The organism is Mycoplasma sp. AC157, assembly GCF_054343415.1.
On sequence record NZ_JBTGVE010000001.1, the window covers coordinates 42,542 to 55,468 of the forward strand.

The window sequence follows — 12,927 nt, forward strand, 5'->3', positions numbered from 1 at the left end:
TTTTTAATTATACTATTTATTGCTTTTTTTATTATTATTTAATAATAAATTAGCAGAATTTATATAAGATCTAATCAAACCTCCTGCTCCGAGTTTGATTCCACCAAAATATCTAACAACAACAATGAGGCTATTTTCTATTTTTTTTATTTGAAGCAAATTTAAAAGTGGTTTTCCTGCAGTTCCTTGCGGTTCCCCATCATCGCTCATTCCATAATGTGTTATTCCATTAATATCAGTGAATAAAAAAGCATAACAAATGTGTCTAGCTTTTTTATGTTCTTTTTTTAGATTTTCAATTATTGTTTTTACTTCGTTTTTGTCTTTAATTTCATATAAAAAGGAGTAAAATTTAGATTTTTTAATTTCAAATAAGTTATTCATTATTTTATTTTAAATTGAATATTTCCTTCTCCTACAACATGGGATTTTATACTTTCTAAAACATCTCCCAATGAAATAACATCAAAATTTTCTCTTTTTACAAAATTGATTTTTTCATCTAATGCATAAATTGTTAATGTATAAATTCCGTTTGAATCTGAAATATTTGGTATTTTTACCAATCCATAATCGTTTGCTATATACCTAAATATCTCATCACTTTCTCCAAAATCACTAGCTATTCTTTGTGCAAGGTGAGTACCAAAAGTATTAATATAATGATATTTTTGTTCTTTATTAATGTTAAATTGATTAATTATTCTTGAAGGAATTTTTATAAAGTTATCAGTTTCTAAATTCACATTTTCATTTTCTAGCTCAGTTCTAATTCAAAATATTAAAGGTGTAGCATAGTTTTTTACTTCAGCGTTTCCTAAAAGTGTCACAACATAACTTTTAGCTTCATTTATTTTGGAAAATTCTAAAGGTAGAGATATTGAATGAAACAAATTATTATGTTTTTGTGCTACATAAAATTTATTTAAAAATATTTCATTGTTTTCTCTATAAAAAGCACTAGATTTAATTTCAATATTTGTCTTTTTATTACCTTTATAAAAGAAAATTTTATCTTTTTCAAGTCCTTTGTTTAATTCCTGACTTTCTTTGTTATTTTCTACAAATCTATCATTGATAAAAACATATTTTGTTCTATATAAAAAAGTATAAAATCCTGAATCGATAACTTTTCCTTTTATCAAATTTTGAAAATCGTCAAAAAATAATTTATCTTCTTTATTAAAATTTGAATTTTTTAAAATGTCTTCTGTATTTAAAGCATAAATTCTTAATTCATAATTATGGTCACTTTCTACAGGGAATGGTCCTACATAAACGCCATTATTTTCGATTGAAACAATTTGTTCCAGTAAATGTTTTTTAGCGAAGGCTGACATAGAGTTTTCAAATTGAATAATTTTATCTTTATTTTGAAATGAAAAATCCCAATCTACCCTATTTTTCTTTATATTTGCAGCAATTCAATGAATAAAAGGTACTCCTAAAGATTTAGAAGCTTCCTTATCAATTAATGTTATAGCATATGATTTAGCATTTTTTACTTTTGACCATTTTATTGGGAAACTTACAGAATTGTCTTTTAAATTAGAATTACCAAATTGAGTTTCCAAAACACCATTTTTTACATTTTTTACAATTATTTTCATAAATTAAATTTTAACAAAAAATACACAAAATTAAACTTAAATAATTTAATCTTGTGTATTTTGTAAATAAATTGAAAAAACTATTTTCTAATATTAAGTTTTTCAATAGTTTTTTTGTAAGAATCAAAATTGTTTTCTTTTAAATATAATAAAAGTTTTTTACGTTTATTAACCTTTGCCATAAATCCACGTTTTGAATGTTTATCTTTTTTATTAACTTCAAAATGTTTTTTTAATGATTCAATATCTTCAGTTAAAATTGCAACTTGAACTTCAATCATACCTGTGTTTTTTTCGTTTCCACCGAATTCAATTGTTAATTCTCTTTTACGTTCTTTTGAAACCATATTTTCTCCTTTGATTTAATCCCAGCAAAAACTTGAACGAATGTTAAAACCGAGAAAAAATATTTTATATTAATTTTATTAATATTTAAATTTTATCACATTATTTGTTTAATGTTAATAATTTTATGAAAGAATCTGCTTTTAATGAAGCTCCACCTACAAGTGCTCCATCAATATCTTTTTGATTCATTAATTCTTCAATATTTGTTGGACTTACTGAACCTCCATATTGAATAACAACATCTTTATGTGTGTTTTCTCTTATAAATTCACAAACTTCTTGTGCTATTTGTGCAGTTGCTGTTTTTCCTGTACCAATTGCTCAAACAGGTTCATAAGCAATTACAATTTTAGAAAAATCTTCTACATTTTTTAAAGAATTTTTTAATTGATGTAAAATAACATCTTTTGTTTTATTATTTTCGTATTCTTCTAATGTTTCTCCAACACAAACAACAGGAGTTAATCCTTCTTTTAATGCTTGATGAACTTTTAAGTTAACTAATTCATCTGTTTCACCAAAATATTGTCTTCTTTCAGAGTGTCCTAAAATTACAAAAGATACAGATAAATCCTTTAACATAGATGCAGAAATTTCCCCTGTATATGCACCAGAATCAAAATTTGAAAAGTTTTGTGCTACTATTTTTAAATTTGATTTTTCAAATAAAAATAAATTAGTAAAAGGTGCAGCAATTCCGAAAGTAACTTCATCTGAAATTTTTGTTTTGTTTTCACTGTATAATCTACTAAATTCATCTAAAAATGCTTTTGTTTCTTGAGCATTTTTATTCATTTTTCAATTACCAATAATTGTTAATTTTTTCATTTTTCTCCTTAAAAAATAATCATTATTCAAATTATACTAAAACTCTTGAATTAATAAAAAAATTAATTATTTTATTATAAATTTCAATAACAAAATCTTCAGTTTATAGTAAAATTTAAATAATATTAATATAATAATAAATGTTAGAAAGCAGGCAACAATGAAAAGTATAAAAAATGTAATATTAAATGCTAAAGAAAATGATAAAAAAATTTTTAGTATTCAAGGATGACTAACAAACTTAAGAGGAAATACAAAAATTAAATTTTTAGAAATAAATGATGGTTCTACAATAGTTAATTTGCAGGTAGTTTTAAAAAACGAAAAAATCAATTTACAAGAAGTCGATAAGGCAAGGGATGGAGCAGCTATTTATGTTAAAGGTGTTTTAAATTACACTCCAAATTCAAAACAACCTATCGAACTTCAAGCTGATGAATTTAAGTTATTAAAAAATACAGATGAAGATTTTCCAATTCAGAAAAAAGAAATTTCAATGGAATTTTTAAGAGAAATACCTCATTTAAGACACAGAACAAAATTAATAAAAGCTATAATGCTAATTCGTTCTACTTTGGCGATAGAAATTCATAAATTTTTCTCTAATCATGATTTCCTTTATGTTTCAGCACCTATCATAACTTCTAACGACGGAGAAGGAGCAGGAGAAACTTTTGTTGTGGATTCAGAAAATGAAAAAATGTTTTTTGGAAAAAAAGCAACTTTAGGTGTTACTGGTCAATTACACGCTGAATCTTATGCAATTGGAATGAAAAAGGTTTATACTTTTGCTCCAACATTTAGAGCTGAAAATTCTCACACTAAAAAGCATGCAGCAGAATTTTGAATGGTTGAACCTGAAATCGCTTTTTACGAATTGCAAGATGTGATTAAATTATCTGACCATATGCTAAAAACTGTTATTAAAAACACTTTAGAAAAACATAAATTAGAATTTGATTTTTTAGAAGAAGTTGTTGATAAAAACTTGAGAGAAAAACTAAATTTATTTTTAAACAAAACACTTTCTATTATCGATTATAAAGACGCTATAGCAGAATTAATAAAAGTAAAAGATATTTTTGAAGAAAAAAATATTTATTTTGGTTTAGATTTAGCTACAGAACACGAAAAATACTTAGCAGAAAAATTATTTAACGGGCCTGTTGCTGTTATAAATTATCCAAAAGAATTCAAAGCTTTCTATATGTATCAAAATGATGATAATAAAACAGTTGCTGCTTTTGATTTATTAGTTCCAGGTATTGGTGAATTAATCGGTGGTTCCCAAAGAGAAGTTCGTTATGAAAAATTACTAGAAAGAGTTCGTGAATTATCAATCCCAGAAGACGATTTAAAATGATATTTAGATTTAAGAAGATTTGGTGATGCTGGTTCATCAGGATTTGGACTTGGTTTTGAAAGACTTGTTATGTATGTTACAGGAATCGACAATATTAGAGATACTATTCCTTTCCCAAGAACAGTTAATAACTTAAAAATGTAAATAAAGGAGTAAAAATGAAATTATCAATATTAATTCCATCATATAAACAAAAAAATGAACTTAAATCTCTTTTAGACTCTTGTTATGTTCAACAAAAAAACGAAGATTTTGAAGTGATTGTAACAATTAACAAACCTACAAATGATGAATTGAATTTAGTTTATGAATATAAAGAACTTTTCAAAGATAAATTAAAAATTTTAATTAATACAAAAAGACAAGGTGTTATTCGTGATATTTTTGATATGCTTACAAAAGCAGTTGGAGAATATTTTATTGTTGTTTTTCCTGAAACTAATTTAAAAAACTTTTTTGTCAAAAGATTTATTGAAATTGAAAAAAAATACAAGGTTGACATTATTGAATTTAAGCCTAAATTTAAAGGTTTTTTTCAATTAGAACCTAAAAAAAGAATTCAAGACAATAAAATTTTTAAAATTCAAGAAGACAAAAAGGTAGTTGCATACACTTTTCCAATTATTTTTAACAAATTTTTTAACACAAATAAATTTTTAGAAATAACAGCAAACACAAATTTCAAAGATGCTAGTTCTAAATATTTGATTGAAATACTATACAAAACACTACCCTTTTTAGAAAGTTATGTCTATATCGATGAAATCATCGTTAATGAATGAAATAATGAAATAAGCATTTTTAACCCTTCACAAGTTATTAGGGACTGAAAAAATATTGAAAATTTCACAAGAGAAAATAAAATTGAATTTATGGAAGAGATTTTATATGCCAAACTTTACTTTTTACAAATTTTTATTCCTGTAATTTTAGGAGTAACTAAAAAATCTCTATTGACTAGACTGTTAACAAGACAAGAAGAATTTCCAATAACTGTTTTAAAATATTATGAAAAATTAAAATTATTAAGAAAAAATGAATTTAATTTACTTTTATCAGTAAATAAATACATCCTATTAAACAGTAACGAAAGTAAACTTATTACAGAAAATACAGCCCCATCAAAATGACATTCAATTTCCAAAAAAATTTAACTAAAGCAGAAGCGAGTCTTTCAATAAAGTTTCTCTCTTCTTTAATTGATATTTTATTATATTTCTCTTTTGCTTTTTCTTCTTTAGGTTTTTTATTCTTTTTAATATTTAAAAACGATTATAACTTAGCTTATTATTTTTGACTTTTTTTTCAAATTATATTTATTTTAGCTTTCCAATTACTTATTCCTTTGTTAAATCAAGGCAAGAGTATTGGAAAAATAATTTGTAAATTAGAATTACAAACAGAAAAAAAAGTAAACAAAAAAGAATTGCTTTCTTGCTTATTAAAAAGAAATTTATTTTTTTCTTTGAATTGAGTTATATTAATTTTTCTTTTTATTCTTTTAATTAATCCTCAATTATCACAGAAAATTGTTTCTAGCAATAGTTTACTAAAAGACAAAAATAAGCAATTTAGTAATTTGAATTCATTAGAAAAAATTTTAATAAATATTTTTATCGCCTTTTCTAACTTTAACTTTATTTTGCTTTTAATTTTATTTTTTTTCAACATATTTAATCCAAAAAAGAACATCATAAATATTTTTTCCAAAAGCAAATTAGTATACAAAAATAAATTCATCGAAACTCAAAAACCTTTAGAAATCAAAAACCTAAATTGAACCAAAGTGCAGTGAGACACGAAAGGAGATTATTATGAAGAATGATAATAATGTAAAAATTCTCTCAAATTTAAATGATAAACAAAAAAGTGCTGTTGTTTATAATCAAGGTCATCTTCGAATAATTGCTGGAGCTGGTAGTGGTAAAACAGGAGTATTGACAAGAAAAATAGCTTACTTAATTGAAAATAAAATTACTGATGCTAAAAAAATTTTAGCAGTTACTTTTACTAATAAAGCCTCAAACGAAATGAAAGAAAGGGTTATAAATTTAGTTGAAGAAAAAGGAAATGAAGTTTTTATAAGTACTTTCCACTCTTTATGTAACTATATTTTAAGAAGAGAAATCACCAATCTCAAAGATTATAATTCGAATTTCGATATTCTTGATTCTTCAGATCAAAAAAATATTTTAGAAAACATATATAGAAAATTAAAAATAACAAATAGAGACATTAATTATTCAACTGTTTTAGAAAAAATTTCTAAATGAAAAAATTTAGAAATTTTGCCAGAAGAAATAGATATAGATAAATTAGAAGAAGATGATGAAATAATAGTTGATCTTTATACTGAATACTCAAAAGAATTAAAATTATTAAAAGCATTAGACTTTGATGATTTAATGATTTTTACCGTTAAAATCTTTCAACAATTTCCAGAAATAAAGGAAAAATGAAGAAATAAATTTTCTCATATTCTTGTTGATGAATTTCAAGATACATCAGAATTGCAATTCGAAATTATTAAACATTTAACTGGAGAAAAAAATATTTTAACAGTTGTTGGAGATCCTGATCAAACAATTTATACTTGAAGAGGTGCTGATGTAGAATTAATTTTAAATTTTGATAAATTTTTCCCAGGTGCCTTAACAATTACCCTGGATCAAAATTACCGTTCTACCAATCAAATACTAAATGCAGCAAACTCTTTGATTAAAAATAATAAAAATCGTTTAGAAAAAAACTTATTCACCGATAATATTTCAAATGAAGAAATTGTATTTCACCATTCTTTCAACGTAGAAGTTGAAGCCAGATGAGTTGCAGAAGAAATAAATGATTTAAAAAGAAAAAAAGTTCAACTTAAAAATATAGCAATTTTATATCGTTCCGGTTTTTATTCAAGAGCTTTTGAAGAAGCTTTAATTAAAGAAAATATTCCTTATCAACTTTTAGGTGGAACTAAATTTTTTGAAAAAAAAGTTATAAAAGATTTAATTGCTTATCTAAAGGTTATGAATGACGGTTCAACTGTTGGTTTACTAAGAATTATAAACATCCCTTCTAGAAAAATTGGTCCTTCAGCAATTCAAAAATTAACTGAGTATGCAAACAAAAGAAACATTCCACTTTTTGATTGTTTAATTGATTATTTCACTAATAGAAAAACTTATATGAAAGAAGAAGGATTTGAAGAATTACCTTTAAATCATTCTCTCCAAAAAGAACTGGTTGATTTTTTAAATTCTATTAACTTTGCAAGAAAACTGCTAAAAAGTGAAAAAAGCATCTCTTTTGTTCTTGAAAAATTTATTGAAAAAATTAAATACATAAGTTCAATTAAAAACATTTTAGATAAACAAGATGCTCTAAATAATTTACATAGTTTAATGCAAGGGATTAAATCTTGAGAATCTAAAAATCCTAATTTAACATTAAATGATTATTTACACGAAATTTCTTTATTAACAGATAGTGATGACTCGAACTATGAACCAAATACTGTAACTTTAATGACAATACACAGTTCCAAAGGTTTGGAGTTCCAAAATGTATTTTTAGTAGGAATGGCTGAGGGTATTTGTCCAAATAAAAGAACTTTAAAAGATGAAGAAAATATAGAAGAAGAAAGAAGACTTGCTTATGTAGCTATCACAAGAGCTAAAGAAAGATTATTTATTTCTGATTCTGGTGGAAACTACTTTGAAAATCAAGCATATTCTCAAACTTCGAGATTTATTTCAGAAATGGGAATAAAATCTGAAATTTTACAAAATTTCACAAAAAGAACTAATGATGGGCAATTAAACTATAAAAGAAATGATAAAACAATCAATTTAGTTGCTGGTGATTTAGTAAATCACATTGTTTTTGGAGAAGGAATAGTTCTTGCTGAAGAAGGTGATACAATAATTGTTAAGTTCAAAAACTTACCTGAAAAAGATGCGACCAAAAAAATAATGAAACAGCACAAATCTTTAGAAAGGATAACACCTATCTAAGATTATGACTAAAAATAATTTTCAATTAGATCATTTAGGTATTATTTTAGTAGTTATTATTATTTTGTTATGTATAACGGCATCAGGAATTTTATTTTTTGTTTATTCCAAAAATGAAAAACATATTTTAAAAAATAGTTCTATTATCATTCCTTTAAGTTTTGATGAAGAAAACGAAAGAATAAGAGTAATAGATTCTAAATTTAAAGACAGTGTTTTAGAAGTTTTTAAAAATAAATTAAATATTTATACAGGAAATTGAGTTAAATTAAATGATTTTATACTTTTAATTGATGCAAAAGATCGTAGCAAATTTATTGAAAATATGAAAACTTGATCTAATAAAGAGTTAGATTTAAATATAATTGATAAAGAAAACAAAAAAGAAACAAATAAAAAATATAAATTTATTTTTTCAAATGAAGGTGGAAAATATATATTTATTTATAGAAATAGATATAGCAAAATAAATATTAAATTTTTACAAAAAATTGTAAAAAAAATTAAAATTATGAAAATCAAAAATTTTAAAACTAATAAAAGATTTTCCTTATTTTTCAATTTTTCTTTAAGTACATGATTTATAAATGAATCTATTTCCAAAAACATTTTAGAAGAACTTGTGTATAATAATTTTTTACTTTATTTTAAAATAAAACAACTGTTTTTAGAAGAAGGAATATTAATTCTAGCTTTTAATTCAAATAATAAAAGAAAAATAAACAAAATAAAATATAAACTATATAAATTATTTTCAAAATTAAAAAATAATTTTTTCTTTTCGGAACAATCTGTTGTTATTATTGATAATAAAACTCAACAAAATTCAAGTTCAGGAAAAATAAAAAAAATGATTAACTTCTCACTATGAAAATCTAAAAATGTTAATAAAACTATTGAACTTGAACATCCTTATTTTTTAGAATATACAGAAGAATTAGAAAAATACGATAAGGCTATTGAAGAATTTAAAGAAATTCTTAAAAGAGATGTAATAACAACAAACAAATTAGAATTAAGAAGAGGCAAAAGAAAAATTGGTGAAATAGAAATAGATAACATTCGCCCCGAAATTAAAAAATTTCTTTTTGTTAGAGAAAAAATAAAAATAGCTGAAAAAATTCTCAAAAAAGATATTGAGTTAAAAAGTGAAGAAAAAAATCATAATTTTATTTATACATATACAGATGTATTTTTAAATTATTGAAATAAATTAGATAAAAATACTTCTAATTTAATTATCAGAATTAAAAGTTATTCTATGTTTTTAAAAAAATTTAAAGAAGCATCCAAACATAAAGAATTAGCTTTTGACAGATGAGGAATTTATGTTCAAAAAATAAATTTATCGTTGTTTTCTATCTTAAAAGAAATAAAACCTAAATTTTTAGTAATTTCTTATGAAATATTAAATAACATAGAAGATGATTCCTTTTTAATTTCTTTAGAAACATTAAATAAAATTTGTTCTACCAACAAAATAACAATAATTTATGAAAACAAAAATAATATAATTAAAAACGAAAGGATTCTTGAAAAAATAGGTTATAACTATTATTTCAATATTTAAAATGCAAAAAATCAATCAAGAAGATGTAACAATTTTAATTAACGGAAAATATGATAAATATACTAAAAAAAGCATTAATTCATTAAAAAAACGTTTTCCTAAATCACCAATTTTAGTATCATGTTGAGAAAATGATGAAATTGATGAAAATCCTAAAGTTAGTAAATTTATTTTAAACAAGGATCCTGGTGGTTTTTATATAACTAAATTTAAATATGGTATTAATATTAATAGAATTATTGTTGCAACTCAAAATGGTTTAAAAGAAGTTAAAACCAAATATGTTTTAAGAATTAGAAATGATTTATATTTCAAAAACGATAATATTCTAAATGATTTTGCAAGTTTTTTCCACAAAAGAGATGAAAAATATAAAATATTTGAAAAAAGATTAATTTCTTCTACTTTTTTTAGTTGTGATTACAATGTTTTGGGTTATGGAAAAATTAATTATGCTTATTTACATATATCTGACTGATTAAATTTTGGATTAGCAACAGATGTGAAAAAATTTTGAGAACCAGTTAAGTTAATAAAAGACTTAAATGAATTTGCTTATTTTAATAAGCAAAATGACTTTCTTCCTGTAAAAATGCATCCAGAAAACTATTTTCCTCAGTTTGTTTTTAAAGAAAATACAGATTTAAATTTAGACAATGTTTTTGGTGATGATTTAAGTAAAAAAGAAGAATTTGATAAATATATAAATGAAAATTTTATAACTTTAGAATCTAAACAAATAGGTTTTTATAATTTAAAACCCAGGTATAAAACAATTAGTAAATTTTCTTTACAACCTTTTAACAAAAAATATATTTCTTTTTTAAAATATTATATAGATACATATGAACCTAATTGAAAAATAGCAAATAAATATAAGCTTGAAAGAAAAGAACAACTTCCTAGCATACCTTACAAAATACCTACAAAAAACTCTAAAATTCAATTTACTTTTTTTAAGTTAGCAATAAAATTTTGCATCAAAGAATTATTCAAACAACATTTAATTAAAATATTTTTTATCTTTTCTAAGAAAAATATTTTAAAATTAAAGAAAGAAAAATTACAAAATAACATTATTAAAAGAAAGTTATAAATGACAGAAAAAATAAATAAAGAATTTTTATCAAGATATTTTAACTCAATAGAAAAGAAAAATAACTTGATATACAAAAGTTCTGCCGATAAAAACAAAATATTAGATGAATACTATTGATTTATAAAATTACCTCAAAACTTGAAAAAATTCATCCCAAACATTTATTTATATCAAGAACTAAATGATTTTAGTACAATAGTTATGGATTTTGTAGATTTTCCTAATATTTATAACTATTTACAAAAAGAAGTTTATATAAATAATTTTTACGAATTAATTGACAAATTATTTTATGTGTTAAAACAATTTAAAGATACTTCTTTTTTAAACCCTTATGAAAATAAAGATGATTCTTTATCTCGTTTTATTTATATCGAAAAAACAAATAATAGAATAAATCAAATAAATGAATCAGAATTTGTAGATATTAATAAAAAAATAATTTTCAATAATAAAGAATTAAAACCTTTCAATCAAATTAAAGAAAAAGTTTTTAATTTAATTGAAGAAAAATTAATAAATAGAGAGTTACTTTCAATTGTTCATGGAGATTTTTTCTTTAGTAACATTTTATTTGATGAAAAAACAAAAGAAATTAAATTAGTAGATCCAAGAGGTAGATTTGATTATTACAGAGATGTTATAGGAGATTTGAGATACGATTTAGCAAAATTAAGTCATAGTATTTCTGGAAAATACGACTGAATTGTACACAATAATTTTTCTTTCCAAGAAAATTCTAATAATTTTATTCTAAAAGAAAATTTTCCTTTTTCTGACAAAGAAAATAAAGAAATTTTGCTTTATTTTAATAAAAAAATTATTGAAATATTTCAAATTTCTTTTGATGAAATTAAATTAATTGAAGGTTTATTATTTTTAACTATGATTCCGTTACATAAAGAATCTAAAATTCATCAAAAAATCTTTTATTTAAAATCTATTGAAATTTTCAATGATTTATTAAAATCGGAGGGTAAATGAGAATAGTTATAGATTTAGATGGCACTATTTGTGAAATAAAAAAAGAAAATCAATCTTATTCAGAAGTAAAACCTTTGCCCGGAGCAAAAGAATTTATAGATGAAATGAAACAAAAAGGTCACACAATTATTATTAATACAGCAAGAAATATGCAAACTCAAGATCATAATATAGGAAAAGTTATGAAAAATATAGGATTAGTAACTTTAGAATGATTAAAGAATCATAATATTCAATATGATGAAATTTTTTTTGGAAAACCTAATGGTGATATTACAATATGCGATCGTTCCATCCACTTTGAAGGATGAGATAAAATTAATGAAGATTTTTTAAAAAAATATGCAAAAGAAAGATAAAAAAACACAAAAAGCACAGATTGTAATATTAATGGCTGGAAACGGAAAAAGATTTAAAGAGAAAGGTTATACAACTGATAAACCTTTTATTACAGTAGAAAATAAAACATTCTTAGAACTAGCAATTGAATCTTTTGACAAGCAAAATACATTTATTCTAGCAATGAAAAAAGAATTTACTTCAATTTATAAAAAAGAAATTAGTTCTTTACAAAAAAAATATAAAATTAAAATTTTTACTGTAGATCAAACAACTACTGGAGCTGCTTCCACTGCTCTTTCTATTTGAAAAATTATAGATAATAAAAAACCTGTTATTTTTGCTGATGTTGATAATTTTTATTTAGAAAAAGAAGCACAAAAATTTTTAGAATTTTCTCTACAAAACAAATTTGATGCTGCTGTTTCAACTTTTTATTCTACATCTAATAGTTTTTCTTTCATAAAATACAAAAATAATTTAGTTTTAGAAACAAAAGAAAAAGAAGTTATTTCTAATCAAGCAATTTCTGGTCTTTATTTTTTTAAAAATGGAAAAAAATTTATTGATTATTGCATAAAAATGCATATTTATAATAAAAAAATAAAAGAAGAATTTTATATGTCTAATATTTTTAATTTAATGCTAGAAAATAAAGAAAAAATAGGATGAATGCCTTTAAAAGAAAACGTTTATATTTCACTTGGAACTCCTGAACAACTTGAAAATTATTTAAATAACAAATCTCCTAAAAATTAACGGAATAAAACTAAATATTT

Annotated in this window: 13 protein-coding genes; 9 read left to right on the top strand and 4 right to left on the bottom strand. The window is 22.6% G+C overall.

The genetic code is table 4. From position 1 onward, the window contains the following. Positions 1-12: 12 nt before the first annotated feature. The 4 genes from ACXX84_RS00205 to tpiA all read right to left on the bottom strand — a co-directional run bounded on the left by ACXX84_RS00205 (position 13) and on the right by tpiA (position 2,786). Positions 13-384 carry an IMPACT family protein gene (locus ACXX84_RS00205; RefSeq protein WP_458557300.1) on the bottom strand — a complete coding sequence of 124 codons (372 nt, stop codon included), beginning with the start codon at positions 382-384 and terminating at the stop codon, positions 13-15. After that, positions 384-1,610 carry a YbhB/YbcL family Raf kinase inhibitor-like protein gene (locus ACXX84_RS00210; RefSeq protein WP_458560570.1) on the bottom strand — a complete coding sequence of 409 codons (1,227 nt, stop codon included), beginning with the start codon at positions 1,608-1,610 and terminating at the stop codon, positions 384-386. Before ACXX84_RS00210 ends, ACXX84_RS00205 begins: the two co-directional genes overlap by 1 nt. 80 nt (positions 1,611-1,690) lie before the next feature. After that, positions 1,691-1,957: a 30S ribosomal protein S15 gene (gene rpsO, locus ACXX84_RS00215; protein WP_436359033.1), complete on the bottom strand. Its 267-nt coding sequence runs from the start codon at positions 1,955-1,957 to the stop codon at positions 1,691-1,693. Between the two features lie 100 nt (positions 1,958-2,057). Continuing rightward, complete coding sequence (gene tpiA / locus ACXX84_RS00220) at positions 2,058-2,786, bottom strand: triose-phosphate isomerase (RefSeq protein WP_436359032.1); 729 nt, start codon at positions 2,784-2,786, stop codon at positions 2,058-2,060. Positions 2,787-2,946: 160 nt separating this feature from the next. On the opposite strand from tpiA, the gene asnS reads away from it, so the two are divergent. From asnS to ACXX84_RS00265, 9 genes are read left to right on the top strand one after another with little or no spacing between them, the layout of a single operon-like run. Beyond that, positions 2,947-4,293 carry an asparagine--tRNA ligase gene (gene asnS, locus ACXX84_RS00225; protein ID WP_458560569.1) on the top strand — a complete coding sequence of 449 codons (1,347 nt, stop codon included), beginning with the start codon at positions 2,947-2,949 and terminating at the stop codon, positions 4,291-4,293. Positions 4,294-4,307: 14 nt separating this feature from the next. Continuing rightward, the gene (locus tag ACXX84_RS00230; protein ID WP_458560568.1) at positions 4,308-5,303 is read left to right on the top strand and encodes a glycosyltransferase family 2 protein; all 996 of its coding nucleotides are present in this window, start codon (positions 4,308-4,310) and stop codon (positions 5,301-5,303) included. Further along, positions 5,276-5,977, top strand: coding sequence for a hypothetical protein (locus ACXX84_RS00235; protein ID WP_458560567.1), 702 nt, complete (start codon positions 5,276-5,278; stop codon positions 5,975-5,977). The genes ACXX84_RS00230 and ACXX84_RS00235 overlap by 28 nt, the downstream gene beginning before the upstream one ends. Then, the gene (locus ACXX84_RS00240) at positions 5,964-8,156 is read left to right on the top strand and encodes an ATP-dependent helicase (protein ID WP_458560912.1); all 2,193 of its coding nucleotides are present in this window, start codon (positions 5,964-5,966) and stop codon (positions 8,154-8,156) included. Before ACXX84_RS00235 ends, ACXX84_RS00240 begins: the two co-directional genes overlap by 14 nt. 4 nt (positions 8,157-8,160) lie before the next feature. Further along, complete coding sequence (locus tag ACXX84_RS00245; RefSeq protein WP_458557307.1) at positions 8,161-9,726, top strand: MHO_4530 family protein; 1,566 nt, start codon at positions 8,161-8,163, stop codon at positions 9,724-9,726. A gap of 1 nt (position 9,727) precedes the next feature. Continuing rightward, a complete protein-coding gene (locus ACXX84_RS00250; RefSeq protein ID WP_458560911.1) occupies positions 9,728-10,822 on the top strand; it encodes a WavE lipopolysaccharide synthesis family protein in 1,095 nt (364 codons plus the stop codon). Then, complete coding sequence (locus tag ACXX84_RS00255) at positions 10,823-11,815, top strand: hypothetical protein (protein WP_458560910.1); 993 nt, start codon at positions 10,823-10,825, stop codon at positions 11,813-11,815. Further along, positions 11,806-12,168, top strand: coding sequence for an HAD hydrolase family protein (locus tag ACXX84_RS00260; RefSeq protein WP_436359023.1), 363 nt, complete (start codon positions 11,806-11,808; stop codon positions 12,166-12,168). The genes ACXX84_RS00255 and ACXX84_RS00260 overlap by 10 nt, the downstream gene beginning before the upstream one ends. After that, positions 12,152-12,907, top strand: coding sequence for a sugar phosphate nucleotidyltransferase (locus ACXX84_RS00265; RefSeq protein WP_436359022.1), 756 nt, complete (start codon positions 12,152-12,154; stop codon positions 12,905-12,907). Before ACXX84_RS00260 ends, ACXX84_RS00265 begins: the two co-directional genes overlap by 17 nt. Positions 12,908-12,927 lie beyond the last annotated feature (20 nt).